Source organism: Streptomyces sp. NPDC057271, assembly GCF_042668715.1.
Lineage (GTDB): Bacteria > Actinomycetota > Actinomycetes > Streptomycetales > Streptomycetaceae > Streptomyces.
This window is the reverse complement of the sequence record NZ_JBHUYJ010000010.1, coordinates 12,156-38,551: the sequence shown is the minus strand read 5'-3', so window position 1 is coordinate 38,551 and position 26,396 is coordinate 12,156. Positions and strand designations below refer to the sequence as shown.

The following is a 26,396-nucleotide window of genomic DNA, read 5'->3' as shown; positions in this document are numbered from 1 at the left end:
GAGCAAAGAAAGACCCTCCCCTGGGGGGGTGGGGGGGTGCCCCTTCCCGGCCCCCGCGGTGTGGGGGGCTCAGTGGCTCACTTGTAGGCGGCGAACGCCTTGGTGAAGGCCAGCGGCTGCTGGAGGATCGAGGAGCAGGTGGCGTCCGCGTGGTTCACCGCGCCGGCCGCGCACTGCTTGTCGCGGGTCGAGGACCACATCGACAGCCAGCCGATGCCCTTGGACTTCGCGAACTCCACCAGCTGGGTCGCGTCGTCGACCTTGAAGATCTCGGTGGTGACGTCGTTGACCCCGATCATCGGGGTGACGGCGACGGCCTTCCAGGCGGCGCTGTCGCTCAGCCCGAGGACGCCCTTGATCTGCGCCTGGGTCGCGGTCGCGGCCTGGATGGCGTACTGGCCCATGTCGCCGCTGTAGGCCGGTCCGTAGTCCATCGCCATGATGTTGACGGCGTCGACGCGGACACCGTTCCTCTTGGCGTCCGCGAGCAGGTCCACGCCCGGCTGCGTCAGGCCCTCGGGCATGACCGGCAGGGTGAAGGAGACGTTCAGGCCGGGGTGGGACTTCTGGAGCTGGGCGATGGCCTGCGAGCGCCGGGTGTTGGCGGCGGTGTCGGGCAGGGCGGCGCCCTCGATGTCGAAGTCGACCTTGGTGAGCCCGTACCGGTCGACGACCTTGCCGTAGGCGGCGGCCAGGTCGGCGGAGTTCGCGCAGTTCAGGGCCAGTTCGTGACCGGCGGCACCGCCGAAGGAGACCCGGACGTCGCCGCCCTCGGCCCGCAGGGCGCCGATCTGGGAGGCGACCTTGTCATTGGCCAGATCGGTGACTCCGCCCCACAGCGGGGCGCAGGATCCGCCGGAGGTGATGAAGGCGAGGTTGAACTCCTTCACACCGGTGGCGCGGGCGGTGGCGAGCATGTCGTACGCCGGGTAGAGCGAGGTGTCGATATAGGGCGCGTACTTCGCGGTGGCGCCCGGGGTGCCGGTGGCGGTGGCCGTCGGGGTGGGCGTGGGCGCCGTCGTTACGGGCCGGCTCGGGGTGGCCGTCGCGGTGGCCGTGGGGGTCGCCGACGCGGTCGGGGCGACGGTGGCGGTGGGCTGCCCGGTGGGCCGGCCGCTGGGCGTCGGGGTGGCGCCGCCGACGGAGCAGGTGGCCTTGTTGATGAGGCAGTTCGTCGGGTCGCCGGCCGCTCCGGCCGCCGAGGTCACGAAGCCGACGGTGACGGACTGGCCGGGGGCGAGTTCCTTGTTCCAGCTCGCGGGCTTCACGGTGACATGACGGCCGGAGACGGTGTGCTCGCCGTTCCACAGGGACCCGATGGTCGTCCCGGCGGGCAGGTCGAACTCCAGCGTCCAGCCCCCCGACTGGACGCTGGAGGTCTCGTTGGTCACGACGTACTGCCCGGTGTAACCGCCGGTCCAGGAGCTGGTCCTGGTGTAGGCGGCGCCGACGGCCGCGGCCTGGGCGGTGCCGGTGAGCGCGAACGCCGCGCCGCCGATCACCGCTGCCGCGACGACCGCGCCGACGGCCTTGGTCCTGCCGCTCGCCCTGCGCCGGTGCGAACTGGTGCCCATCGCGTGCCTGCCTCTGTGTGGGGGGGGTGGGGTGCGGCAGCACGCTAGCGAGCGGGAATCGGACAAATGACAGCAAGAGGGCCAGGGTTGAGGATTCTTAGGGTCCGCTTAAGGGAGGCATCGGAACGACGAAAGGTGGACGCCTCAGCGGGCCCTCGGCGTGGCCGGCTTCTTCCGGCGCCCCCGCCGACCGCCGCGGCCCGCCGCGTCGCCGAAGCGCCGGCCGTCGAGGCCGATCCAGATGCGCACCTCCGTGCCGCCGAGCACCGAGTGTCCGATGCGGACGTCGCCACCCGTCGACTCGGCCATCTGCCGCACGATGTCCAGGCCGAGACCGGTCGAGCCGTCACGGTGGCCGCTGTTGCCGCGGGTGAGCGCCGCGGCCGGGTCGTCGATGCCGGGCCCCGCGTCGGAGACCAGCACGATGACGGCGTCGTCGCCGTTGTGGACGTCGACGGAGAACGCCGTTCCCTCCGGGGTGTGGCGGAAGACGTTCCCGAGCAGCGCGTCGAGCGCGGCGACGAGTTCGGGCCGGGCGACCGGGATGCGTACCGGGCGCTCGACGCCCGCGACCCGCACCTTGCGGCCCTCGTCCTCGGCGAGCGCGGACCAGAAGTCCATCCGCTCCCGGACGACCTCGGAGGCGTCGCAGCCCGCGCCCGGGACGGGGCCCTGCGTCTGGGGCTTGGCCTCACGGGCCGTGCGGATGATCGTGTCGACCTCGCGCTCCAGCTGCTCGACGGCGGCACGGGTCTGCTCGGCCGCCGGTCCCGAGCCGAGCGAGGCCGTGTTGAGCCGGAGCACGGTCAGCGGGGTCCGCAGCCGGTGGGAGAGGTCGGCGGCCAGTTCGCGCTCGTTGGCGAGGAGCTGGACGACCTGGTCAGCCATGGAGTTGAAGGCGATCGCGGCCGACTTCAGCTCCGGCGGCCCCTCTTCCGGGACCCGCGCCCCGAGCTTGCCCTCGCCCAGGTCGTGGGCGGCGCCCGCGAGGCGCTGCGCGGGCTGCACCATCCGTACGCCGAGCCGGTCGGCCACCGCGACCGAGCCGACGATCAGCGCGACACCGACACCGGCCAGGACCAGCCAGGCGGTGGCGACGCCGTTGGTGACCTCGCCCTCGGGGACGAAGAGTTCGACGACGGCGACCTGCCCGGAGGAGAGCGCGGTGGGCTGGAGCAGCACGGAGCCACCCTCCACCTCGGCGATCGTCGCCCGCCCCAGTTCCCGGGTGGTCCGCAGCTCCTTCTCCTCGGCCCTACGGGTTCCGATCTCCAGGGCCTCGGCGCCCGGCTCGTCTGCCGGGGCGGCGGCCGGGACGTGGACGGCCAACCGTCCGGCGGCCCCGTCCTCGGTGGTCGCGACGGCCCGGTCGAGCTTGTCCCGGTCGGTGGTGATGGCGAGGACGGGCGCGAGGGCGGCGGCGCGGCGCTCGGCGTTGGAGAAGGCCCGGTCGCGCGCCATCTCCTTGACGACGAGGCCGAGCGGTACGGCGAAGGCGACGACGACCATGGCGGTGACGGCCAGCGACACCTTGACGAGTGCCCATCTCACGGCCGGCTCTCCCGCGGCGGTTCCAGCTTGACGCCCACCCCGCGCAGGGTGTGGAGATAGCGGGGACGTGCGGCCGTCTCGCCCAACTTCCGCCGCAGCCATGACAAATGTACGTCGATGGTCTGGTCGTCCCCGTAGGACTGCTGCCACACCTCGGCGAGCAGTTCCTTGCGCGGGACGACGACACCCGGCCGGTCGGCGAGGAACGCCAGCAGGTCGAACTCCCGGCGGGTCAGGTCGAGCCGGGCCCCGTCGAGCTCCGCCTGACGGCGCAGCGGATCGATCGACAGACCGCCGACCTGGATCACCCGCGACGGCGGGGCCTCCCCGGCCGCCCGCGAGCGCCGCAGGACGGCTGCCATCCGCGCTGACAGGTGCTCCACGGAGAAGGGCTTGGTCAGGTAGTCGTCCGCACCGTCGTTGAGGAGCCGGACGATCTCCGCCTCGTCGTCGCGCGCGGTCGCGATGATCACCGGTACGTCGGTGATGCCGCGCAGCATCTTCAGCGCCTCGGAGCCGTCCAGATCGGGCAGTCCGAGGTCGAGGATGACCACGTCGAAACGGAAATGGGCGACCTCGCGCAGCGCCTCCAGGGCCGTGCCGACGCTCCGTACGGTGTGGGAGGCCTCGGTCAGATGCCGGATGAGGGCGGAGCGCACGAACTGGTCGTCCTCGACCACGAGCACACTTGCCATGGGCCGCACCGTACGCCATCCGGGTGAGGCCGAGGGAAGGTCCACCCTGCGGGACGGCCGGGACGGTCGTGGTGCAGTATGGCCCGGATGCGTAGAGGACTTGTTCACGCCATGGCGTGGTCGCTCGCCACGGGCGCGGCGGTCACGCTCTCCTGGTGGGGCGTGCACACGGTGCTGGCCGGCACGGTCTACGACCCACCGCGTGCGCTGCCCATCCCGGCCGGGACCAGCGGCGACGGGCCGGCCGACAAGGCCGGTGAGACGCCGGCCTCCTCCACCCGGCGGCCGAAGCCCTCCTCCCCCACGCCGTCCGCCGCGTCCGGCTCGACTTCGCCGTCCGCCTCCGCGACGCCTTCACCCAGGCCCACCACGCCGAAGCCCTCCTCGGAGGCGCCGCAAGGCGGGGGGAGCGTGAAGAGCTATGCCGTGGACGGCGGTCGGGTCGCCTTCGACCTCGGCGAGACCTCGGCGGAGCTGGTCTCGGCCACACCGGCCTCGGGGTGGCAGATGCAGGTGTGGAAGCAGCCCACCTGGATCCGGGTCACCTTCACCAGGGACGGCCGCGAGCTGTCGGTCTTCTGCCTGTGGCACGACACCGCGCCCCGGGTGGAGATCGAGGACCGCTGACCTCCGTCCGCCTGGCGGCTCGTCGGCTCGTCGGCGTGTCAGCGGAAGACGGACGCGGGCGGTACCGGCGAGGGCTTGGCGCTGGCGTCGGTGACCGGGGTCGCTCCCCCGGTGAAGTCGGTGAGCGTACGGCCGTGTTCGACCCGGCCCGGGTGCGGGTCGGTCGCCACCCGGCGGGTCAGTTCGGCGACGGGCAGCTCGCGGTCGGAGGCGAGGAGCACGGCGTTGCCGAAACGGCGGCCGCGCAGCACGGTCGGGTCGGCGGTCAGCGCGAGTTCGGGAAAGACGGTGGCGGCGGTCGCGACCTGGCCGCGCAGATGGGTCAGCGGCGGCCCGTCGGCGAGGTTCGCGGCGTAGAGACCGCCGGGCCTCAGGGCGCGGCGCACCTCGGTGAGGAACTCGGTGCTGGTCAGATGCGCGGGCGTGCGCGCCCCGCTGAAGACATCGGCGATGATCAGGTCCGCCCAGCCGTCCTGCACCTTGGAGAGGCCGGCCCGGGCGTCCGTGGAGCGGACCCGGATCCGGGCGGTCGTGTCGAGGGGCAGCTCCCGGCGGACGAGCTGGACCAGCGGCCCGTCGAGTTCCACGATCTGCTGGGTGGAGCGGGGCCGGGTGGCGGCGATGTAGCGGGCGAGCGTGAAGGCTCCGCCCCCGAGATGGACGGCCTGGAGGGGCCGGTTCGGCGGGGCTGCGAGGTCGGCGATGTGACCGAGGCGTCGCTGGTACTCGAAGGAGAGGTGGCCGGGGTCGTCGAGATCGACGTGCGACTGCGGGGCTCCGTCTATCAGCAGCGTCCAGCCGCGGGGCCGCTCCCGGTCGGGTATCAGCTCCGCGAGCCCGCCGTCGACGGTCTCGACGACGGCGACGGCGGCTGCCGCCTTCTCACGCTGTCTGTTTCTTGCCACGTGCCCATTATCGGCGTCCGCCGGACTCCCCCGCCCGACGAGCCCCCGGCCATGATCCGCCGGGCACGGCCGAGAGGCCCTGGGGAGGGTCGTCGAAGTAGCGTCGTCCGCCCGAAGGGCGGGCCCGGCGGCGTCATGGGGGTCCCCCCTGCTCGAGCGCAGCCGAGAGCTTGGGGGAGCGTGCGATCGCAAGGCGGAGGGAGGAGAGCGCAGCGGGCTGCGCCGACGACCGACAACGCGGCGAGCGTGCCAGGCGCCGCCGGGCAGACGGGACTTCGTCGACACGACCTAGTGGCAGCCGTCGGCCGCTTCGATCAGACGGGCCGCCTGGCCGAGGGCCTCGCGCAGCACCATCGGGTCGGTGACCTCGCCGGTGTCCCCGGGCGGCAGGAGCCAGCCCGCCGGGCGGGGCGCGTCACCGGCGGGCCCGGGAAGCTCCGGCAGTTCGGGGATCCGCAGGCCGCGCCCGGAGGTCTGCGTACAGGCGCTGCCCGGCATGTCCCAGCCCGCCGCCGTGCCGGGCGGCACCAGGAAGCCGAGGGTGTCGCAGGCCCCGTCGTGCAGCACGGGACCGACGACCGGGGTCCCGCCCCGGCGGAGGATGTCCACGGCTTCCAGGCCCTGGCGCGCCGGCACGGTCACCAGGTCACAGGGCTCGGCGTGCGGGGCACTGGCGTCCGGGGTGGGTGCGTGCCGTGCGGTCGACTGCGATCCGATCTCCAACAAGGGACCCCTCCTTGCTCCGAGAAGACACGTTCCGTCTCTCCGCATGGTTCAACGCCCGTGCGTGTCAACGGCTACGGCGGCACGCCGCCGCAAAGGATGGCAGTTCATGGCAGATCGCGAGCGAGATATCCGATTTATGGCAAAACCCAGCGTGTGTGCCCGGACACAGCAGGTACGTTCTTGCCCGGCCGGAACACCGGCAGCACAGGAGAGGGCTCGGCCATGGCGGTGTCAGGGGCAGTTCCCAATCTCGCCTTCCGCCGACTCCGCGGACAGCACTCGCCGGCGGAGTTCGCCGCGGCGGTCCGGCGAGCGGCACGGGAGATCGGCGAGCGGGTCGCGTGCGACGCCCGCTACATCGGGCGCGTGGAGGCGGGCGAGATCCGCTGCCCCAACTACGCGTACGAGCGGGTGTTCCTGCACATGTTCCCCGGCCTCTCCCTCGCGGACCTGGGCTTCTCGGCGCGGGAGACGGTACGCGGCCGACGCCCGGCCGTCTCGGCCGGGGCGCCCCCACCCGCCATCACGACCCGGAACGATGAGGAGAGCGACGTGCTGCGTCGCGCATTCATGACGAGCGGCACCGTCACCGTGGCGGCCGCCTCGCTGGGACTCGGCGGCACCGCCGTCGCGATCCCCGCCCCTCGCGGGGCCCACAGGATCGGCGAGGCCGAGGTCCGCGCCGTCGAGGACGCCGTACGGCAGATCCGGCTGCTCGACGACCGGCACGGCGCCGACGGTCTGTACAAGGCGGCCGCCCAGCCGCTCCGGGCGGCGTACGCACTGCTCGACGCGGGCACGACGGCCCGCCGCTCCACCGAGGACCGGCTGCACGCCGGCGCCGGCGAACTCGCGATCTCCGTCGGCTGGCTGGCCCACGACTCCGGCCGCTTCGACGACGCCCGCTCGCACTACGCGGAGGCCCTCGCCACCGCGCGCGTGGCGGGCGACGCCGCGCTGGAGGCGCACGCCTTCTGCAACACGTCGTTCCTGGCCAGGGACGCGGGACGGTACCGGGAGGCGGTCCGCGCCGCCCAGGCCGGTCTGCGGGCGGCCCAGCCGCTCTCCTCCGACCGGCTGCTCTCCCTGCTCTCCCTCCGGGAGGCGGGGGCCTGGGCGGGAATCGGCGACCGGTCCGCGTGCGAGCAGGCCCTCGGCCGCGCGCACACCCACTTCGCCCGTGGGCAGAGCGAGGGCGACCCGGAGTGGATGACGTTCTTCGGGGAGCCGGAGCTGGAGGCGCTGGAGGCCCACTGCTGGTCGGCGCTGGGCGACTGGGGCCGCGCGGCCCGCCACGCCCATCGCGCGACCGTCCTCCAGAACCCCCACTTCGCGCGCAACCTCGCCCTCTACCGCGCCCAGCTCGCCAGCAACCTGGCCCACGCCGGCCGTCCGGACGAGGCGGCGGCGGAGGCGCGGCGGGTGGTGGACTCACTGGGCGACGTCCAGTCCTCCCGCATCCGCCGCATCCTCACGGACACGAGCCGGGTCCTCGCGGCCACCCGCTGAATCCCCCGACGGCGGTCCGGGGGCCCGACGCCGGGAGCCGCCGAGCGCCGAGCGCCGAGGACCGAGCGCCGAGGACCGTACGGGCTCCGCGGTGCGGCCGTACGCCTCAGACGCCCGCGATCCGGGGGCGGCCGTACGCCTCAGACGCCCGCGTTCCGAGGGCGGCCGGACTCGCGGCGGCCAGGACTCCGAGGCGCCCCTACTCCAGGTGGCCCGTGTCGTTCCAGCGGGCCAGGGCGGGCTTGCCGTACATCCAGCCGAGGACCGACAGGCTCGTCGGGTCGAGGCCGATGCGGGCGCCGAACGAGACCTCCTCGCCCAGCCAGCGCGCCGCGAGCGTACGCAGGATGTGGCCGTGCGCGAAGACCAGCACGTCCCGGTCCTCCGACCGCGCCCACTCCACCACCTCGTCCACCCGCGCCCCGACCTGCGCCAGGCTCTCGCCCTCCGGCGCGGCGTCGCGCCACAGCAGCCAGCCGGGCCGGATCGCCTGGATCTCGGCCGGGGTCAGCCCTTCGTACGCCCCGTAGTCCCACTCCATCAGCGCGTCCCACTCCCGCGCCCGCTCGCCGAAGCCGGCGATGTCGCAGGTCTCACGCGCGCGTACCAGCGGGCTCGTGCGGACCTCCACCTCCCGCAGGCCGTTCCACGGCCCCCGGTGCAGCCGCTCGCCCAGCAGCTTGGCGCCGCGCCGGCCCTCGTCCAGCAGCGGGATGTCGGTCCTGCCGGTGTGCCGGCCACTCAGCGACCACTCGGTCTGGCCGTGCCGGGCGAGCAGGATGCGCGGTGCCATGAAGGCTCTCCAAGGGTTCACGTATCAGGTGCACCTCCATCATCCCGCACATGAATTCGCGGCGTCGCCCGGGCGACGCGGACGGCCCGCCCCCCGCCCGCGAGGTGGTCCGGGAGCGCCGTCGGGCCGGAACCGCGACCGGATGTCAGTGGCGGATGGGAGACTTCCGCGGGTGAGCGCATCCCTGGACGGCGGAGCTCCTCTCCCTCCGCAGACGACACGACGGCATGGGGCCTCCCCCGCTCCGGTGAAGCCGAGAGTGTGGGAGAGACTCGCCGAGTTGCGCGGTCCCGCCGTGGTGCCGCACCCGCTGGACGCGCGGGCACTGGCGGCGCTGGCCGCCAACCCCGGCTGTCGGCGGCGCGCGCTGCTCGACGGGGCCGGGGTGGACAAGTCCGCGCTCGCGGCGAAGCTCGGCTCGCCGGCCGCCTTCGGTCGGTCGCAGTTCGCCTTCATGCGGGGCAACGCCTTCGAGGCTAAGGTCAAGGCGGACGGCGGGCGCGAACTGCTGCGGCTGCTCGGCATCGATGACCCCGGTGCGGCCCTGGTTCCGGACCTTGCGGCGGCCGGCCCCGAGGGGCGTGCGGCCCGCACGGCGCTCGCGCTGCGCGAGGCGACCGCCGCCGGTGGGTGGGCGCTGCTCGACCACCCGATGCTGGCCCTGGAGGTGGCGGGCTCCCCCGCCTATCTGGAGCCCGACGCCGTGGTGGTGCACCCCGACGGCCGGTGGACGGTCGTGGAGATCAAGTCCTTCCCGATGATCGACGGTTCCGCCGACGCCTCCAAGGTGGGCGCGGCGGCCCGCCAGGCGGCGGTGTACGTCCTGGCCCTGGAGCGGATCGCGGCGCTGACCGAAGGCGCCCAGGTGGTGCACAGCGTGCTCCTCGTCTGCCCGAAGGACTTCTCCAACCTGCCGACGGCCTCGGTCGTCGACGTACGCAAGCAGCTGTCGGTCACCCGCAGGCAGCTCAACCGGCTCACCCGGATCGAGGACATCGCGGCCGCGCTGCCCGACGGCGTCACGTTCGACGTGGAGGCCTGTTCGGCGGACGAGCTCACGGCGGCGGTGGAGTCGGTTCCGCACGCGTACGCGCCGGAGTGCCTGTCCGCCTGCGAGCTGGCCTTCCACTGCCGAGAGCGGGCCAGGGCCGCGGCCGCGGTGGAGACACTGGGGCGTTCGGTACGAGGCGAGTTGGGCGGTCTGACCACGATCGGTGCGGTCCTGGCGGCGGCCCGCGGCGAGGAGGGCGACGCGGAGGACCCGACGGTCGAGGCGCTCCGCCGGGCCCAGGCCCTGCGCGCGGAGGCGCTGGCGGGCGCGCCCGCACGGACTGCGGGGGCGGTCGTCGAATGCCCCTGCTGAGCACGAGGCCGGCGCACGGTACCGGACGAGGAGGCTCCTCATGTCGCTGATCTCCACCCTCGCCCGGCTGGAGGCCGTCGAGTCCGGGCGGGCGCAGCCGCTGGCCACGGTCCGGCACCGGCATGTGGCCGACCGTCCGCTCGTTCTCGTACCGCTGACCACGGCCGGTGAGGCGGGCGCCCCGCTCGGCGCGCTGGTCGGGACCGACCGCGAGGAGCCCCGGCTCCTGGTCGTCGCCCAGCCGCGCGACCGGGATCTGCGGTTCGCCTTCCTCGCCGACCTGGCCGAGGAAGTCCTGCCGTACATCGACTCGTTCACCGACGTGGTCGAGGCGGAGAGTGGGGGCGCCTCCCGGCCGAAGGCCGGGGGAGAGACCGCCCCGGAGACCGGGAAGAAGGTCGAGGTCGAGGTCGAACTCTGCGCGGACGCACCGCAGGTGATCGTGCCGAGCCGGGCCGGCATCGAGTACGTACGGCTCCTGGGGCGGTCGATGCGCTTCCGCCGGACGGCGGAGCAGGACCCGGAGACGCCGTTCCCCGCGCCCCCGCGCGTGCCGCTGCTCGGCCGCTGGCTGACGCACTTCGGCGAGCGGGCCCGCGTGCCCGGCTCCTCGCTGCTGCTGTCGGCGACGGACCTGCTCAACCGGCACTGGGCGACGGGCCAGTCCTCCCTCGAGGACCAGCACCTCGGCGCGCTTCTGGCCTGGATCGACCCGTATGACGACGAGCCGGGCGCCGAGGGGGCGCTCCGCGCCGAACTCGGCCGGGACCGCGCGGGGCAGCTGCTCTGCCCGCCCGCCGGTCCCTCGACCGACCCGGCCTTCGACAACCGGCTGCTCGCGCCCGCCATCGAGCGCTTCGACCGGGCCCGGCAGGCGCTGGCCTCGGCCGAGGACGGCGAGAGCGCCGACGAGCGGCTCGGTGAACTGCACCGCGCCGAGCGGGAGATCCGTCGGCTGATCGTCTCCCAGCTGAAGCCGACGTGGGACGCGGTCTGGCGCGCCGTCGACCTGCTGCGGGAGCTGCCCGTGGGAGCCCGGGTGGCGGACCGCTGGACCCGCGACCGCTGGTCGTTCACCGGTCATCGCGACCGGGTCACGGCCGGCGAGCCGCCGCAGCCCCGCCGCGACGACGCGGTCACGGCCGCGCGGAAGCTGGCCGCGCGTGAGTCCGCGCAGGGCCAGCTGGAGGCGCAGGAGGCCCTCGACGACCCGCTGGTCCTCGCGGGGCGGCGGCTCGCGGGCGAGGCGTTCGTCGCGGAGGTGGCGGAGGTGACGATGACCTGGTCGGAGTCGAAGCGCCCTTCGCCGCGCCCGCTGCTCACGGTCCGTACGGACGACCGCCCGCACCTGGGCGCGGGCGTGAAGGTGTACCGCTCGCTCGGAGGCAAGCCGCAGACCGCGGAGTTCGTACGGCAGGAGGAGGACGGCTCGCTCGTGCTGCGGATCACCGACCGGATGGGCCGCTCCAGGGAACCCGCGGAGGGCTCGGTTCCGGAGAAGGGCGAGCGGATCGCCTGGACGCTCTTCGAGCACGACCAGCGGGTCGGCGCCAAGCTGCCCGACCCGGAGGAGACGCCCTGGACGCATGGTGGACCTCCGCGCTCCGACGCCGCCGAACCGCCAGACGCCGTCACGCCGGAGGACCTGCTGTGAGCACCGATGTCTTCGACCCGTCCGCGGAGGCGGCGCGGGCCACGGCCGCGATCCTGGCCGACACCCTGCACGGGGACGCCCGGGGCGTCGTCGTGGACTCACCGCCGGGCGCGGGCAAGTCGACGCTCGTGGTCCGTGCCGCGCTCGAACTGGCCGAGGCGGGGAGGCCGTTGATGGTCGTCGCGCAGACGAACGCCCAGGTGGACGACCTGGTGCTGCGGCTCGCGGAGAAGCGGCCGGACCTGCCGGTGGGGCGGCTGCACTCCAACGACAGCGATCCGTACGACAAGGCGCTCGACGAGCTGGAGAACGTACGGAAGTCGCCGAAGGCGGGGGAACTCGCGGGGCTTCCGGTGACGATCTCGACGTCCGCGAAGTGGGCGCACGTGAAGAACGTCGAGCCGTGGGCGCACGCGATCGTGGACGAGGCGTACCAGATGCGCTCGGACGCGCTGCTCGGCGTGGCGGGGCTCTTCGAACGGGCGCTGTTCGTCGGTGACCCGGGGCAGTTGGACCCGTTCTCGGTGGTCGGCGCGGAGCAGTGGGCGGGCCTGGCGTACGACCCGTCGGCGAGTGCGGTCTCCACTCTCCTGGCGCACAACCCTGAGCTGCCGCAGCACCGGCTGCCGGTGTCCTGGCGCCTTCCGGCGTCGGCGGCGCCGCTGGTGTCCGACGCGTTCTATCCGTACACCCGGTTCCGCAGCGGCACGGACCACGGCGACCGGCGGCTGACGTTCGGGGTGCCGTCGGACGGTTCGGGCCCCGACCGGGTCCTGGACGAAGCAGCCGAGTCGGGCTGGGGCATGCTCGAACTGCCCGCCCGGCACACGCCGCGTACGGACCCGGAGGCGGTCGGGGCGGTGGCGCTGGTGGTGCGCCGGCTCCTGGACCGGGGTGGCGCGGCGGTCAGCGAGCGGGGGCCGGACCCGGTCCCGCTGACCCCGGAGCGGATCGCGGTCGGCACGGCCCACCGCGACCAGGCGGCGGCGGTCCGCGCGGCGCTGGCGGAGCTGGGGGTCACGGGCGTGACGGTGGACACGGCGAACCGCCTCCAGGGCCGGGAGTACGACGTGACGGTCGTCCTCCATCCCCTGTCGGGCCGCCCGGACGCCACGGCCTTCCACCTGGAGACGGGCCGCCTGTGCGTCCTGGCCTCCCGCCACCGCCACGCCTGCATCGTGGTCTGCCGCGCGGGCGTCGCCGACCTCCTGGACGACCACCCCTCGACGGAACCGGTGCAACTGGGCGTGACGGTCAAGTTCCCGGACGGCTGGGAGGCCAACCACGCCGTCCTCTCCCACCTCTCCGAACACCGCGTGACCTGGCGGCCCTGACCAGCCAGCCCGACCCCCCACCCCGCCGGACGGAGTCCGGCACCCGCCGGAGGCGGGCGAGGGACACGCCCCCGGACGGCTGGGAGGCCAACCACGCCGTCCTCTCCCACCTCTCCGAACACCGCGTGACCTGGCGGCCCTGACGGGTCAGGCGGTCGTGGGGGTGGGGCGCGTGATCGCGGTCGCGTGGGCGAGGAGATCGTCCACCGACCACTGGTCGTCGGCGTGCTCGCCGTACTTCACAGCGGCGATGCGGCCGTCCGGGGCGATCAGGAAGTCCGCGGGCAGTCCGAGCCGGCCGCCGCGCGGGTTGCGTACCGGCGGGCGTTCCCGGCCGCGCAGCATCTCCCATGTGCCGAGCAGCACGGCCCGGGCGATGGGCCCCCACGCGCGCGGGGAGAGCAGCGACCGGGGCGAGGACTCGACGCCGAACTCCGCGTAGAGCCGCTTGTCGGGGTCCGCGACGACCGCGAACGGCAGCCCGTCGAGGTGCGGATGGAGCTCCTCGGGGGGCGAGTGGAAGACCACGACCTCCCGGATGCCCGCCTCCTCGATCTCCGCATGCCTGCGCACGAACGACCGCAGGTGGAGGTGGCAGATCGGGCAGCCCGCGAAGCGGCGGAACTGCAGATGGACGAAACAGTCGGGGTCCGGCACGGCGACCGGGGGACCGAGGACCGGGTCGATCGTGCGGGCGGGAACGGGCGCGCCGGGCATGAGCATGGACGACCTCCACGTAGGCGTACGGCGTACTCCTAACAGCGTAGGCGTATGGCGTACGCTGTCAACCCGTGCCCCGCCCTCGCTCTCTCACCCCGGAACAGCTCGCCGCCGCCGCGCTCGCCGTCATCGACCGCGACGGGCTCGCGGGCCTGTCGATGCGCACGGTGGCCAAGGAACTCGGCATGAGCACGATGGGGCTCTACCGGTACGTGGCCGACCGCGACGAACTCGAAGGACTCGTCGTCGAGCGCGTCCTGAGTTCCGTCGACCCGACCCCGCCCGCCGCCGACACGCCCTGGCGGTCACGGATCGAGGTCATGGTCCGGCGTCTGCGCGACAGCGTCGGCGCGCACCCCGCCGCCGTCCCGCTGACGGTCACCCACCGGCACCGGCTGCCCGGGTTGCTGCGCTGGTCGGAGTCGGTGCTCGGACTGCTCGCGGAGGCCGGCATCGACGGCGAGCGGCGCGTCGTGGCACTGCGCGGCCTGATCTCGTACGTCGTCGGGGCGATCCAGCTCGAACACCTCGGGTCCCTCGCCGGCGCCGGGACGACCGCGATCGCCGAACTGCCCCGGGACCGCTTCCCGTACATGACGGAGGCAGCCCGCCATGCCCCCGGCATCGACGCCGAGAGGGAGTTCTTCGGCGGCCTCACCGTCTATCTCCGCGGCCTCGACGGCTGACCGCCGCCCGCCCTCTTGCGCGAAGCGGGACAATGGAAGACGGCCCGGGTGTCCGGGCCGCGTGTGTGCGAGGAGGAGAAGGACCATGGCGGAATCCGCGGAGCGGAACGAGCAACGACGACTCCGGCCCGCGCCGCTGATCTTCGAGCCCGCCGAGGCGACCGCGGACCCGGAGCACTTCTTCGACCTGGAGTCGATCGAGGACCCGCGTGAGCTGCTGGCACGCGCGACGGAACTGACGCTCGCGTTCCGCGCGGCGACGGACCGGGCCATCGAGTACCAGGCGATGGCGGCGGCCCAGCTCGCCGACCCGCGCCGCTTCGACCGCCTGACCGCGGCGGACGTGGCGGAACGGGCGGAGTGGACCGAGGACTACGCACGCCGCATGATCGACTTCGGCCACGACCTCCTCCGCGCGACCACCACCCCGACGGACGACTGACCCGAGTCCGGGAGGGTTCCGGCGTGCCGGTTCTCGGCGACGGCTCGCCGGGCTTCGGTGGCGCTTCGGGCTCAGCGGCGGCTCACCAAGGGGCTTCGAGGGGGCGCTCCGACGCTCGACGGTGGCTCGCCGGGGGGCTTCGGGGAGCGCTTCGGGGGCGCTTCGGGGCTCCGCGGGGCGCTTCGGCGGCATGGGGCGCCGGGGCACTGGAGCGCGTCGGGGGCCTGGGGGCCGACGCTCGCGCCCCCGTTCGCGCCATGCGCCCCCGCCATCGGCGGGTGGCATATGCCGGGGCGAAAGATACTCCCCTCGCACCACCCTTGTCCGGGTTTCCGGCAACACGTGGAAACCTCTCCGTCACCGCCGGTACACCTGACGTCATGAGTGCATGGCTGCGAGACGAGACTCCCCTGAGCCCCGCCCAGAGCGACGCCGATGAACGGCGGACGGATCGGGACGAGATCTTCCGGTTCCTCCGGGACGGGGACGACCGGCGCCATCACTCCGCGCACGTCACCGCAGCCGGCGCCGCCTGGCTCGCCTCCGCCACCGCGTATCCGCGCTCCACGCTCGCGCTCTGGGAGTCCCGCCCCGCCGCCCCCGCCGTCCTCCCCTGCGGATCCGTCTTCGACGTCGTCAACGTGGAGCCGATCTTCGGGCGCCGGATGCTCGACCGGCTCTGGGCCGAGGGCCCGGGCTCCGGGCCCGTCGCCGTCCACCGGGGACGGATGCTCCTCTTCGCCGCGGCCGGCACCGCCCAGCGGTTACCGGCCCTGCTGCACTGGGAGGAGTGGGGTGACACCGTTCCGCTGCCGCTCTGCCACGGCACCGGCGACGCCGTGACGATCCCGCCGCTGACTCCGCCGAGCGCCTCCGGCCCCCGCTGGGTGGTCGCCCCCGACACCCGGCACCCCTGGCTGCCGGGCCCCGAGGTCATGCTCTGGGCCTGCGTCCGGGCGGCCCGCACCACCTCCGCCGCCGACGTGCGGATATCGATTTTTCCTCCCGCCGATCAGGATGCTAAGGTCTACGACGTCAGCAGGCGCCGCTAGCTCAGTTGGTTAGAGCAGCTGACTCTTAATCAGCGGGTCCGGGGTTCGAGTCCCTGGCGGCGCACAGACGGAGAAAGCCCCTCGCGCAAGCGAGGGGCTTTCTCGTTGTCGGGGTCCCCGTCGGCTACAGGGACGGCTGCGGCACCGTCACCTTCACCGTCCACGCCCCCGTCGGCGTCCGGTCCGCGACCTCCACCCGTGTGCCGTCGCCCGGCACCGTGAGCGTCTCGCCCACGGCCAGCGGCGCGTCCGCCAGCGGCGGGTACACAGAGCGGTCCCAGCAGGCCTCGGTCCGCGGATGGGCGTCCACGACCTCGATCGGCCCCTCGCCCGACGCCGCCTCGTTCCGTACGCGGTAGATCAGCACGCCCTCCTTGCAGGTGTCCTGGTCGTTGCCGGTCGAGCCGCGCGCCTCGATCGCCAGCGCCGTGCCGGGCCCCGTCCGTACGACCGCGAGCCGGTTGCCGAGCGTGCCGCCGGGCACCGGGGCCGCCGCCAGCGGCTCCAGGCTGAAGAGACGGGAGCCCGGTCCCTGCACGCACACCACCTGGTGCCGCTCCAGCCAGCCCAGCTTCCACTTGTGCCAGCCGAAGGGCTCGGGGGCGAGACCGAACTGGCTCCCCATGACGTCCCAGTCCCCCACATGGGTGTCCCAGTCGCCCTTGCCGTCCATCGGCCGGTGGTAGAGGTCCGGCAGGTCGAAGACGTGCCCGGTCTCGTGGGCCAGCACGTTGCGGTCCGGCGGGTGCCGCTCGAAGACGGTGACGACCCGCTTGATGTCCTTGCCGTCGGCCCTGACCGGACGCTCCAGGTTGACGACCTTGGTGGCGTCGGAGTCCACGCCCGGCGCGTCGGGGTCGGCGACCAGATAGACGATGTCGTACCGCGAGAAGTCGACCTTCTTGTCGGCCGCCGCGACGGCGTCGCGGAGATACGCCGTCCGCTTCGCCGCTTCCCAGTCACGCCGTATGGCGTACGACGTCGAGGCCTTCGGCATCGCGGTCCACTCCGGCTGCGCGTCGGCGTGGAGCGCGAAACGGCCGTAGGACGCCCTCCGGAAGAAGTCGCTGGTGCCGGGGAAGTGGTCGGCGGCCAGTTCCGCGGGGGCGGTCAGCGGGGTGGAGTCGGGGAACGACAGGAAGATCATGACCGCGTCGAGCGAGCGGACGGGCTGGGGGTAGGCGCCGTTCCAGGTGTCCAGGCCCAGGGAGTGGTGCGCGGTGGTACGGGGCAGGGCGCACGGCCCGGCCGAGGGGGCGCCCACCGCCGGGCCCGCGACGAGCCCCGTCGCGGCGAGTGCCACGAGCGAGGTGAAGGCCGCGGCGGAGGCACGAAGTCGCGTGCGTTCCACTCCCCCGGGTGGCTGCTGACCCCTCACGTGGACCTCCGGCTTCCGAATACGGGACACCCCACCCACCTTGTGATGGTTTGCGATGTTTCGCACTTTTCCGCTGCCCCAGTCGGGTGAGGGCGCGACATGGCGTCGACACGACACGCGCCTTCAATGGCTCACGGAACGTCACAATCGGTCAGGCCCTCCTCGTCCCGCGTCAGACCCGCGCAGAAACGATCGGCCGGATGGTCTCGGGGAGAGGCTCAGGGCCTCCGCGGGGCCGGGGGGCGCCCATGAAGCTGGAACGGCCCCGGGGCCAGCCTCTATGATCGGCACACTTTCCTTGGCCGACCCACCCCGACCACGTCTCTTACGGCCCGACTGCACTACGGGAGCGAGCGGTGAGCGGAACCCCCGAAGGACCGGTGCACGCCCAGCTCTCGCCCGCACGGGAGCCCGCGCCTCCGATCACGGAGCGTCACGACGAGCTTCCGGCCGACGCGGAAGCCACGGCACTGGCAGAACTCCGCGACCACCGCGCCGCCTTCCGCGTCGCGCAGCTCGCGATGGCCGTCGTCGACCAGGACGGGCTGGTCGTCTCCGCGAACGACGCTCTCGGCACCCTCTTCGGCACGGAGGCCGGCGCCCTGCGCGAACAGGCCGCCGCCGACCTCGTCGACCTCGCTTCGGACGGCCGCACCTGGCACGCGTACCGCGAGGTGCTGCGCGGCCGCCGCTCCCGCTTCCGCTGCACCCGCCGGCTCAAGCACCCCGACGGGCGCTCGCTGTGGGCCGAGGTCACCGTCACCCCGGTGCCCGACAGCCCGCGGGTCCTGCTCTCCGTCGCCGACATCAGCGACCGGCGTGAGCTGCAGGCGCGACTGCGCCATCTGCAGATGCACGACCCGGTCACCCGACTGCCCAACCGCACACTGTTCTTCGAGCGGCTGTCGGCGGCCCTGGAGGCGGCGGCCTGTCTGGACGAGGAGTCCCCGGACTTCCGCGCCCACCCGTCGCACCCCTCGTACGAGTCGTACTCGTCGTACGAGTCACACCAGTCGTACGGGGATGGCGGAACAGGGCGGATCGGTCTCTGCTACCTCGATCTCGACGGCTTCAAGGCCGTCAACGACACGCTCGGGCACCGGGTCGGCGACCGGCTTCTCGCCGCCGTGGCCGCCCGGCTGACGGAGTGTGCGGACAACGACGGCTACACGCGGAGCGGCGGACACCTGGTCGCGCGGCTCGGCGGCGACGAGTTCGCCATCCTCGTCGAGGACTCCACCGGCACGGAACAGCTCGCCGATCTGGCGCAGTCCGTCCTCTGCGCGCTCCAGCGGCCCTTCGACCTGGCCGGGCAGCGGCTCTCCGTCTCGGCCTCGATCGGGGTGGTGGAGCGGGGCGCCCGCGGTACGACCGCGACGGGGCTGATGCAGGCCGCCGACACCACGCTGTACTGGGCGAAGGCCGACGGCAAGGCGCGCTGGACCCTCTTCGACCCCGAGCGCAACGCGCACCGGATGACCCGCCAGGCGCTCTCCTCCACCCTCCGCCCGGCCGTGGAGCGCGGGGAATTCGCGCTGGAGTACCAGCCGCTGGTCGGGCTCGCGGACGGAGCGGTGCACGGAGTGGAGGCGCTGGTGCGCTGGAACCATCCGCAGTTCGGCACGCTGGCGCCGAATCGGTTCGTCGGGATCGCCGAGGAGGACGGCTCGATCGTCGAGCTGGGGCGGTGGGTGCTGCGCACGGCGTGCACGCAGGCCAGGCAGTGGCAGACGGACCATCCGCGTGAGCGGCCGCTGTTCGTGAGCGTCAACGTGGCCGTACGGCAGGTCTGGGACTCCGACCTGGTGGCGGATGTCGCGGGGATCCTGGCGGAGACCGGTCTCGCGCCGCATCTGCTCCAGCTGGAACTGACCGAATCCGCGGTGATGGGCTCGGCGGGCCGCCCGCTCCAGGCGCTCCAGGCACTGAGCGACATGGGTGTGCGGATCGCCATCGACGACTTCGGTACCGGGTACTCGAACCTGGCGTATCTGAGCCGGCTCCCGGTGTCGGTGCTGAAGCTCGACGGATCGTTCGTCCGCGGCTTCCAGGACGAGGCGCACGCCAACCCGGCGGACGAGCTGATCGTGGAGGCGCTGGTGCAGTTGGCCCACCGGCTGGGCCTGACGGTCACCGCCGAGTGCGTCGAGACCTCGGGTCAGGCGACCCGGCTGCGGCGTATCGGCTGCGACACGGGGCAGGGCTGGCTGTACTCCCGCGCGGTGGCCGCGGACCGTATCGCCGAACTGATCGGCACCTCGCCCCTCCCGGTCTGAGCCGGCCCGGCCCACCGGCATGGAACTGCCCCCGGCCGGAGGGACATCCGGGCGGGGGCAGCGGTCATGTGATGCGGGCAGTGGTCACGTGGTGCTCAGCGGGGTGCCGCCGGGCGCGGCGCCCCGCTGAGCGGTCGGGGGGTGGTGGGCCGGAGACCCTCAGCAGGCGCCCTGGTCCTTCCAGACGCCCCACTCGCCGGTCGTGCCCGGCGTCTCGTTCTGGGTCCACCACTGGGCGAGCCACCTGCGGCCGTCGTGGGAGACGACCGTGCCGCCGGTGTAGACCGTGCCGGCCACGTACGCCGGGACCGAGCCGCAGCCCGTGGGCGGGGTGGTCGTGGGCGGGGTGGTGGGCGGGGTGGTCGTGGGCGGGGTGGTGGGCGGCGTGGTCGGCGGGACGGTGGTGCCGCCGAGGGCGTCGCTGATCTGGTTCAGCAGCGTGATGTCGTCGTCAAGGCCGAGGAGCGAGTACATCATCGCGCCGCCCAGGCCGCGCTGCTTGCCGTAGTCCACCCGGGCCTGGATGGACTGCTGGTTCAGGCCGGTGAAGAACTCGCCGTCCTTGTAGAAGTACGAGGACTTGGCCTGGTCGTCCCAGAAGGTGGTCGCCGCGTTGTCGACGATGCCGCCGAGCTCCTTGTAGTGGGCGATACCGGCCTGCTGGCTGAGCGGACGGGCGGCCGAACCGCCGGTCGCGGACTGGGCGAGACCGTTGGCGCTGCCCGCCGGGACGCCCTTCCAGCCGCGGTAGTAGAACTCGTAGCCCAGCGTCAGTTTCTCGGCCGGGAAGCCGCCGGCGATGCCGTAGGCCGGCTTGCCGTCGATCCAGGAGTCGATCGCGTTGTCGATCGAGTACTTCTCGGTGCCCGGCGCGATGGGGTCGGTCGGGTCGTTCGAGCCGGAGTGGAGCGGGGACTGGTGGTACGTCGGCCCGTCGCCGTCCCAGGCGCCGTGCATGTCGTACGTCATGATGTTCGCGTAGTCGAGGTACGCGCCGATCTTGTCCGTCTCGATGTGCTTGATCTTGTCCTGGCCGGCCGGGAGGGCCGCGGTCAGCATGTACTTCTTGCCGCCGTTGGCCGCGCCGTACTCGTCGAGCTGCTTGCGGAACTCGGCGAGCAGGAGGGTGAAGTTCTGCTTGTCCTCGGGGCCGTAGTGGTTGCCGAGGTGGCCGCCCTCGGAGCCGGGGTACTCCCAGTCGATGTCGATGCCGTCGAAGATGCCCGCGGCGGTGCCCTCGCCGCCGAAGCCGCCCTCGACCGGCAGGTTGCCCTTGAGGTACTGGTCGATGCAGGACGAGACCAGCTTCTTGCGGCTGGCGTCCGTCTTCGCGGCGTCGTGGAAGTACTTGGAGTAGGTCCATCCGCCGAGCGAGATGTTGATCTTCAGGTGGGGGTACTTCGCCTTCAGCTCCTTGAACTGGTTGAAGACGCCCACGATCGGCTGGTTCCAGGTGTCGGCCACGCCGTCCACGCTGTCGGCCGCGCTGAAGGACTTCTGGTAGTCGGCGTAGGAGTCGCCCGCGCCGTCGCCCGCGTTGGGGTTGTTGTCGTCACCGGCGGCCTTGTTGGCCATGAAGCAGGTGAGGTCGGTGGGGTGGATGTTGCCGAACGAGTAGTTGATGACGTCCAGCTTGCTCGCGATGCCCCGGGTGTCGAGGTGCTTGGGATAGAAGGCGTTCCCGTACACGCTCCACTGGTCGTAGTACGCGATGCGCACGTTGCCGTCGGCGGCTGCGGCGGTGGTCACGGTGTCGGCCGCCTGGGCGGAGCCGAGGCCGACGGTCGCGGCGAGCGCGCCTGCGGCGAGGGCCGTGCTCAGGAGCGCGGCGATCAATGGCTTACGGGGGTGCACGTTCGGCCTCCGAGGGGGTGACGCGAGACGGGAGTTGGTGAAGTGATAACCCCTGCGCAAACAGCGCGTCAATGGTCTGAACCAGATTGAGGACTAGACCAATTAGCTCGCGAAACCCCTCGTCAGAGCGGTGCAGCACAGAACCGAACCGCCCGCCACCACGGGTGACGAGCGGTTTAAGGTTCACTTAGGGGTGCCGGAGCCCAGCGTTCCGGACTGAACCAACCCCCGACTTTCTCAGCCGAGTTCGGGCATGCCGTAGGCGTCCGCGATCAACTCGTAGCTGCGCAGCCGGACATCGCCGCCGTGCGCGTTGGCCGTGATCATCAGCTCGTCGGCGCCGGTCCGCTTGCGCAGATCGTCCAGACCTGTCCGGACCTCGTCCGCCGTGCCGTGGACGATGTTCGCGAGCCAGCTCTCGACGAAGTCCCGCTCCGTCGGACCGAACGGGTACGCCTCCGCCTCCTCCGGCGTCGGGATCAGTCCGGGCCGGCCCATGCGCAGCCGCAGCATCGACAGCGCGCCCGTCATGACCTGGCGGCGGGCCTCCTTCGGGTCGTCGGCTGCGAGTGCGGCGACGCCGATGAGCGCGTAGGGCGCGTCGAGCACCTCGGAGGGACGGAAGGAGTCCCGGTAGAGGTCGAGCGCGGGAAGCGTGTTCTGCGCGGAGAAGTGATGAGCGAAGGCGAACGGCAGGCCGAGCATCCCGGCGAGACGCGCGCTGAAGCCCGAGGAGCCGAGCAGCCAGATCGGCGGGCGCGCGGAAGGCCCCTGCACCGGGCCGGGCACGGCGTGGATCCGGGCGTACGGGTGCCCGTCCGGGAAGTCGTCGTCCAGGAAACGGGTCAGTTCGGCCAGTTGCTGCGGAAAGTCCTCCGCGCCCTCGTTCAGGGTCTGCCTCCGGCGCAGCGCCGCGGCCGTGGCGCCGTCCGTGCCGGGGGCGCGCCCGAGACCGAGGTCGACGCGGCCGGGGGCGAGGGCCTCCAGCGTGCCGAACTGCTCGGCGATCACCAGCGGGGCGTGGTTGGGCAGCATGACACCGCCCGAGCCGAGCCGGATGCGGCGGGTGTGCGCGGCGAGGTGGGCCAGGATCACGGCGGGCGAGGAGGAGGCGACACCGGGCATGGAGTGGTGCTCGGCCACCCAGTGGCGGTGGTAGCCGCGCCGCTCGGCGAGCTTGCTGATCTCGACGCTGGTGGCCAGCGCTTGGCTCGCGGTCCGTCCGCTGCCGACGGTCACGAGGTCCAGTACGGACAGCGGTACGGGCGAGTCCCCGTGTGCCGTGCCCCGAATCGCGTCGCTCACCGTTGACGACCCTTCTGCCCATAGACGTACGTACCGGAGAAGAGAACAGGAGGCTGTCTCCGTTTATTCCGGAGGAATGACCGGTGCGGCTTCGGGTAGCCGCGCGCCCATGCCTCGAACAACGAACCAGATACGGCGACGCACGGTGCTGTGGGGGACGGCCGCCGCCGCGACGACCGCGGCCGCCGGGTGCGCCCGTGTCGCCTCCGGAGACACGCTCGGCCGGCTCAGATCCCAGGGCACCGTCCGCCTCGGCATCGCCGGCGAGGTGCCGTACGGCTACGTGGACGAGCAGGGCGCCTTCACCGGCGAGGCCCCCGAACTCGCCCGGGTGATCTTCGGGCGGCTGGGCATACCCGACGTCCAGCCCGTCGCCACCGACTTCGCCTCGCTCATCCCCGGGCTCGGCTCCCAGCAGTTCGATGTCGTCTCGGCGGGGATGTACATCAACAGGCAGCGCTGCGCGCAGGTGCTCTTCGCCGACCCCGAGTACCAGATGCTCGACTCCTTCATCGTCCGCAAGGGCAATCCGAAGAACCTCCGCTCCTACGACGACGTGGTGCGCTCCAAGGCCCGCTTCGCGACCGGCAGCGGATACGCCGAGATCGCGTACGCGGTGGCAGCCGGGTACCCGGAGAAGGACATCGTCATCCTCCAGGACCAGGTCGCCGGCCTGAACGCGGTCGAGTCCGGCCGCGTCGACGTCTTCGCCGCCACCGCGCTGACCGCCCGCTCGGTGGTGCGCAAGTCCGACAAGGCCGAGGCCACCGAGCCCTTCGCCGCCGTCGTCGACGGGAAGCGGAAGATCGACGGCGGCGGCTTCGCCTTCCGCCGCACCGACGCGGCCCTGCGGGACGCCTTCAACACCGAGCTGCACCGGATGAAGAAGAGCGGCGAACTCTTCCGGATCATGCGGCGCTTCGGCTTCACCAAGGCCGAGATGACCACCCTGACCGCCGAGGAGCTGTGCCGATGACCGCGGGACTCTGGCAGAACTGGGTCCTGCCCGGCATCTGGATCACCCTTCAGCTCCTGGTCGCGTCCGCCGCGCTCGCCGCGGCGGTCGCGTTCACCGTCGGGACCGCCCGTACCCACCGCTCCCCCGTCGTCCGCTTCCTGGCCGCGCTGTACACCGAGGTCTTCCGCGGCACCTCGGCGCTGATCCTCATGTTCTGGCTGTTCTTCGTGCTGCCGCCGCTGGCCGGCTGGCAGCTCGTGCCGATGTGGGCGGCGATCCTCGCGCTCGGCCTCTCCTACGGGGCGTACGGCGCCGAGATCGTGCGAGGTGGCCTGAACGCCGTACCGGAGGCGCAGCGCGAGGCGGGGATCGCGCTCAGCCTGACGCCCTGGCAGCGGCTGCGGCTCGTCCTGCTCCCGCAGGCCGTGCCCGAGATGATCCCGTCCTTCTGCAACCTCCTCGTCGAGCTGCTCAAGGGCACCGCCCTGGTCTCGCTGCTCGGCGTCGGGGACGTGTCCTTCGCCGCGTATCTGGTGCGTCTCGCGACCCAGGAGAGCGGCGGGATCTACACCGTGACGCTGGTCGTGTACTTCGTGATCGCGCTGGTGATCACCCGCTCGATGAAGGCGCTGGAACGGCGCACCAAGGCGAACCTGGGGGTGGTGGCCAAGTGAACTGGGACTGGTCCGCGGTGGTGGACTTCCTTCCGCGCTTCTGGGACGGCCTGCTCCTCACGCTGCAGGTGCTGACGCTCGGCTCGCTGATCTCGTTCACGCTCGGCCTGGTCTGGGCGCTGGGATTCCGGGCCCCCACCAGGTGGGTGCGCTGGCCGGTGCACGCCGTGACCGAGTTCATCCGTACGACGCCCCTGCTCGTCCAGCTCTTCTTCCTCTTCTTCGTGCTGCCGGAGTGGGGCGTGAAGCTCTCCGCCCTGGCCACCGGCACGCTCGCGATCGGGCTGCACTACTCGACGTACACCGCGCAGGTCTACCGGGCCGGCATCGACGCCGTACCGGTCGGGCAGTGGGAGGCGGCGAAGGCGCTCAGCCTGCCGCGCCACCGGACCTGGCTGACGGTGATCCTGCCGCAGGCCCTGCGCCGGATCACGCCCGCGCTCGGCAACTACGTCATCGCGATGCTGAAGGACACCCCGATCCTGGCCGGAATCGGTGTGCTCGAACTCCTGCAGCAGTCGCGGCTGGAATCCGCCGCGACCTTCCAGTACACCGAGCCGCTCACGGTGGTCGGTGTGGCCTTTGTCCTGATCGCGTATCCCGCCTCCCTTCTCCTCCGCACTCTGGAGCGCCGCCTTGCCCACTGACCAGCTCATCCGATTCGAGAACGTCACCAAGCGCTTCGGGGACCAGACCGTCCTCGACGATCTCAGCTTCTCGGTCCGTCCGGGCAAGCACGTCACCCTGATCGGACCCTCCGGTTCCGGCAAGACGACGATCCTGCGGCTGCTGATGACCCTGGAGAAGCCCGACGCGGGGACCATCCGAGTCAACGGCGGGAAGCTGTACCCGGCCGACGAGAAGCACCGGCGGGAGGTGCGGCGGAAGATCGGGATGGTCTTCCAGCACTTCAACCTCTTCCCCCACATGTCCGTGCTGCGCAACATCACCGAGGCGCCGGTACGGAGCCTGGGGAAGAGCCGGGAGGAGGCCGAGGCGCGCGGGCGCGAGCTGCTCGGCATGGTCGGCCTCGCCGACAAGTGCGAGGCCAGGCCCGCACAGTTGTCCGGCGGGCAGCAGCAGCGGGTCGCGATCGCGCGGGCGCTCGCCATGGAGCCGAAGGTGCTCCTGCTGGACGAGGTGACCTCCGCGCTCGACCCGGAGCTCGTCGCGGGCGTCCTGGACCTGCTCCGGGAGATCGCGGCGACGACGGACATCACCATGCTCTGTGTGACGCACGAGATGAACTTCGCCCGTGACATCTCCGACGAGGTCCTGATGTTCGACGCGGGACGGGTGATCGAGTCCGGTTCTCCGGAAAAAATCTTCTCGGATCCGGAGCACGCGCGTACTCGCGAGTTTCTCGGCGCGGTGCTCTGACCTCAGACTCTCTTAAGGTGCTGTGACTCTGGCATATGTCAGGGTGGCGCGCCCCAGCGTATGGGGCTGGGGCGCCGCATCATTCTCGCCAACAGCCGCCCCGAAAAGGGAGCTTGACGGCTATCGTGGTACTGAAGCTTGCGGTCACAACCTGGTAGGGGGAAACCGTGGCGCTGAAGCCCGAGCCCACCGCGCCGTTCCACTCGGTGCAATACGCCCTGCGCGTCCTTGAGACTGTCTCACGGCACGGTGGCGGGGTGACGGACGTCCAGATCGCTCGTGAGACCGGTCTGCCCGTCGCCCATCTGTCGTCGCTGCTGCTGATGCTCCGCCGCGAGGGGTACGTCGAGCAGGTCACCGACGGCGCCTATGTGATCGGCGATTCCCTGGTCCTGCTGGGATCCGGGCTGACCCGGCGCGAGGCGCTGGAGGGCAAGCTCCAGGAGACGCTGACCGAGCTGCGCGACTCCGTCGGCGCGGCGGTGTACATAAGCCGGTACATCGACGGCGAGGTGAAGATCACCCAGTTCGCCGACGGCCCTCGCACGCCCAAGGTCAACGAATGGGTGGACTTCCGCTCGGCCGCGCACGCGAGCGCGGTGGGCAAGTGTCTGCTGACCCAGCTCGACCAGAACGGCCGCAGGGACCACCTCTCGCGCCACAAGATCGCCCGGCTGACCTCCCGGACGATCACCAACGAGAAGGTGCTCTTCTCCAAGCTGGACAGCCAGCCGGCGACCGTCCCGGTGCTCGACCTCCAGGAGTACGCGGTGGGCACCGTCTGCGCGGCGGTGCCGCTGACGGCCGGCGCGGCCGTGGGCTGCCTGGCCCTCTCGCTGCCGATCGAGCACGCCCACCGGCTGCGCTCGGCGGCCGACACGCTGAACCGCAGGGCGGCTCCGGTGGTGCTCTCACTGGCGATCTGAGGCGGTGCGGCACG

General features: G+C 72.3%; 24 protein-coding genes and 1 tRNA gene. 15 read left to right on the top strand and 10 right to left on the bottom strand.

Going from position 1 to position 26,396, the window contains the following annotated elements:
* Positions 1-77: 77 nt before the first annotated feature.
* The 3 genes from ACFUJR_RS07495 to ACFUJR_RS07485 form a co-directional block, all read right to left on the bottom strand.
* The gene (locus tag ACFUJR_RS07495; protein WP_383173168.1) at positions 78-1,574 is read right to left on the bottom strand and encodes a cellulose binding domain-containing protein; all 1,497 of its coding nucleotides are present in this window, start codon (positions 1,572-1,574) and stop codon (positions 78-80) included.
* Between the two features lie 144 nt (positions 1,575-1,718).
* The gene (locus ACFUJR_RS07490) at positions 1,719-3,125 is read right to left on the bottom strand and encodes a sensor histidine kinase (RefSeq protein ID WP_383173170.1); all 1,407 of its coding nucleotides are present in this window, start codon (positions 3,123-3,125) and stop codon (positions 1,719-1,721) included.
* Entirely contained in the window at positions 3,122-3,820 is a 699-nt protein-coding gene (locus tag ACFUJR_RS07485; RefSeq protein WP_383173172.1) for a response regulator transcription factor, read from the bottom strand. The genes ACFUJR_RS07490 and ACFUJR_RS07485 overlap by 4 nt, the downstream gene beginning before the upstream one ends.
* Positions 3,821-3,898: 78 nt before the next feature.
* Between ACFUJR_RS07485 and ACFUJR_RS07480 the strand changes: the two genes are divergently transcribed.
* Positions 3,899-4,447: a hypothetical protein gene (locus tag ACFUJR_RS07480; RefSeq protein WP_383173174.1), complete on the top strand. Its 549-nt coding sequence runs from the start codon at positions 3,899-3,901 to the stop codon at positions 4,445-4,447.
* 38 nt (positions 4,448-4,485) lie between these two features.
* On the opposite strand, the gene ACFUJR_RS07475 is transcribed toward ACFUJR_RS07480, so the two are convergent.
* Together ACFUJR_RS07475 and ACFUJR_RS07470 are read right to left on the bottom strand one after the other, a co-directional pair.
* Positions 4,486-5,352 (bottom strand): spermidine synthase, encoded by an 867-nt coding sequence (locus ACFUJR_RS07475; RefSeq protein ID WP_383173176.1) that lies wholly within the window; start codon positions 5,350-5,352, stop codon positions 4,486-4,488.
* Between the two features lie 288 nt (positions 5,353-5,640).
* Positions 5,641-6,123, bottom strand: a complete 483-nt coding sequence (locus tag ACFUJR_RS07470; protein ID WP_383173178.1) for a hypothetical protein — start codon at positions 6,121-6,123, stop codon at positions 5,641-5,643.
* Between the two features lie 177 nt (positions 6,124-6,300).
* Between ACFUJR_RS07470 and ACFUJR_RS07465 the strand changes: the two genes are divergently transcribed.
* Positions 6,301-7,587: a tetratricopeptide repeat protein gene (locus ACFUJR_RS07465; protein WP_383173180.1), complete on the top strand. Its 1,287-nt coding sequence runs from the start codon at positions 6,301-6,303 to the stop codon at positions 7,585-7,587.
* A 199-nt stretch (positions 7,588-7,786) separates the two neighbouring features.
* Here ACFUJR_RS07465 and ACFUJR_RS07460 read toward each other — a convergent pair whose 3' ends face one another.
* Positions 7,787-8,380 (bottom strand): histidine phosphatase family protein, encoded by a 594-nt coding sequence (locus ACFUJR_RS07460; RefSeq protein ID WP_383173181.1) that lies wholly within the window; start codon positions 8,378-8,380, stop codon positions 7,787-7,789.
* Between the two features lie 172 nt (positions 8,381-8,552).
* Here ACFUJR_RS07460 and ACFUJR_RS07455 point away from each other — a divergent pair, with 172 nt between their 5' ends.
* The 3 genes from ACFUJR_RS07455 to ACFUJR_RS07445 are packed head-to-tail and all read left to right on the top strand — an operon-like array spanning position 8,553 to position 12,731.
* Positions 8,553-9,743 carry a hypothetical protein gene (locus tag ACFUJR_RS07455; protein WP_383173183.1) on the top strand — a complete coding sequence of 397 codons (1,191 nt, stop codon included), beginning with the start codon at positions 8,553-8,555 and terminating at the stop codon, positions 9,741-9,743.
* A 40-nt stretch (positions 9,744-9,783) separates the two neighbouring features.
* Entirely contained in the window at positions 9,784-11,397 is a 1,614-nt protein-coding gene (locus tag ACFUJR_RS07450; protein ID WP_383173185.1) for a hypothetical protein, read from the top strand.
* Entirely contained in the window at positions 11,394-12,731 is a 1,338-nt protein-coding gene (locus tag ACFUJR_RS07445) for an AAA domain-containing protein (protein WP_383173187.1), read from the top strand. Before ACFUJR_RS07450 ends, ACFUJR_RS07445 begins: the two co-directional genes overlap by 4 nt.
* 147 nt (positions 12,732-12,878) lie before the next feature.
* Here the strand turns inward: ACFUJR_RS07445 and ACFUJR_RS07440 are convergent, their stop codons facing one another.
* Positions 12,879-13,454 (bottom strand): peroxiredoxin-like family protein, encoded by a 576-nt coding sequence (locus ACFUJR_RS07440; protein WP_383173188.1) that lies wholly within the window; start codon positions 13,452-13,454, stop codon positions 12,879-12,881.
* A 68-nt stretch (positions 13,455-13,522) separates the two neighbouring features.
* Between ACFUJR_RS07440 and ACFUJR_RS07435 the strand changes: the two genes are divergently transcribed.
* The 4 genes from ACFUJR_RS07435 to ACFUJR_RS07420 all read left to right on the top strand — a co-directional run bounded on the left by ACFUJR_RS07435 (position 13,523) and on the right by ACFUJR_RS07420 (position 15,695).
* Positions 13,523-14,137 carry a TetR/AcrR family transcriptional regulator gene (locus tag ACFUJR_RS07435; RefSeq protein ID WP_383173190.1) on the top strand — a complete coding sequence of 205 codons (615 nt, stop codon included), beginning with the start codon at positions 13,523-13,525 and terminating at the stop codon, positions 14,135-14,137.
* Between the two features lie 85 nt (positions 14,138-14,222).
* Complete coding sequence (locus ACFUJR_RS07430) at positions 14,223-14,579, top strand: hypothetical protein (protein ID WP_383173191.1); 357 nt, start codon at positions 14,223-14,225, stop codon at positions 14,577-14,579.
* A gap of 380 nt (positions 14,580-14,959) precedes the next feature.
* Positions 14,960-15,631 carry a bifunctional DNA primase/polymerase gene (locus tag ACFUJR_RS07425; protein WP_383173193.1) on the top strand — a complete coding sequence of 224 codons (672 nt, stop codon included), beginning with the start codon at positions 14,960-14,962 and terminating at the stop codon, positions 15,629-15,631.
* Positions 15,622-15,695: transfer RNA gene (locus ACFUJR_RS07420), tRNA-Lys, on the top strand. Before ACFUJR_RS07425 ends, ACFUJR_RS07420 begins: the two co-directional genes overlap by 10 nt.
* A 60-nt stretch (positions 15,696-15,755) precedes the next feature.
* Here ACFUJR_RS07420 and ACFUJR_RS07415 read toward each other — a convergent pair.
* On the bottom strand, positions 15,756-17,039 hold the full coding sequence (locus ACFUJR_RS07415; RefSeq protein WP_383174568.1) for a M6 family metalloprotease domain-containing protein: 1,284 nt from the start codon (positions 17,037-17,039) through the stop codon (positions 15,756-15,758).
* Between the two features lie 326 nt (positions 17,040-17,365).
* Between ACFUJR_RS07415 and ACFUJR_RS07410 the strand changes: the two genes are divergently transcribed.
* Positions 17,366-19,285 carry a putative bifunctional diguanylate cyclase/phosphodiesterase gene (locus ACFUJR_RS07410; RefSeq protein ID WP_383174566.1) on the top strand — a complete coding sequence of 640 codons (1,920 nt, stop codon included), beginning with the start codon at positions 17,366-17,368 and terminating at the stop codon, positions 19,283-19,285.
* A gap of 159 nt (positions 19,286-19,444) precedes the next feature.
* Here the strand turns inward: ACFUJR_RS07410 and ACFUJR_RS07405 are convergent, their stop codons facing one another.
* On the bottom strand, positions 19,445-21,139 hold the full coding sequence (locus tag ACFUJR_RS07405) for a glycosyl hydrolase family 18 protein (protein ID WP_383174563.1): 1,695 nt from the start codon (positions 21,137-21,139) through the stop codon (positions 19,445-19,447).
* A gap of 237 nt (positions 21,140-21,376) precedes the next feature.
* The gene (locus ACFUJR_RS07400; protein ID WP_383174560.1) at positions 21,377-22,444 is read right to left on the bottom strand and encodes an LLM class flavin-dependent oxidoreductase; all 1,068 of its coding nucleotides are present in this window, start codon (positions 22,442-22,444) and stop codon (positions 21,377-21,379) included.
* 109 nt (positions 22,445-22,553) lie between these two features.
* On the opposite strand from ACFUJR_RS07400, the gene ehuB reads away from it, so the two are divergent.
* The 5 genes from ehuB to ACFUJR_RS07375 all read left to right on the top strand — a co-directional run bounded on the left by ehuB (position 22,554) and on the right by ACFUJR_RS07375 (position 26,382).
* Positions 22,554-23,420, top strand: coding sequence for an ectoine/hydroxyectoine ABC transporter substrate-binding protein EhuB (gene ehuB / locus ACFUJR_RS07395; protein ID WP_383174557.1), 867 nt, complete (start codon positions 22,554-22,556; stop codon positions 23,418-23,420).
* Positions 23,417-24,076 carry an ectoine/hydroxyectoine ABC transporter permease subunit EhuC gene (gene ehuC, locus ACFUJR_RS07390; RefSeq protein ID WP_383174554.1) on the top strand — a complete coding sequence of 220 codons (660 nt, stop codon included), beginning with the start codon at positions 23,417-23,419 and terminating at the stop codon, positions 24,074-24,076. Before ehuB ends, ehuC begins: the two co-directional genes overlap by 4 nt.
* Entirely contained in the window at positions 24,073-24,723 is a 651-nt protein-coding gene (ehuD, locus tag ACFUJR_RS07385) for an ectoine/hydroxyectoine ABC transporter permease subunit EhuD (protein ID WP_383174551.1), read from the top strand. Before ehuC ends, ehuD begins: the two co-directional genes overlap by 4 nt.
* Positions 24,713-25,456, top strand: coding sequence for an ectoine/hydroxyectoine ABC transporter ATP-binding protein EhuA (gene ehuA / locus ACFUJR_RS07380; RefSeq protein ID WP_383174548.1), 744 nt, complete (start codon positions 24,713-24,715; stop codon positions 25,454-25,456). The genes ehuD and ehuA overlap by 11 nt, the downstream gene beginning before the upstream one ends.
* Before the next feature lie 167 nt (positions 25,457-25,623).
* Entirely contained in the window at positions 25,624-26,382 is a 759-nt protein-coding gene (locus ACFUJR_RS07375) for an IclR family transcriptional regulator (protein ID WP_383174545.1), read from the top strand.
* Positions 26,383-26,396: the final 14 nt, after the last annotated feature.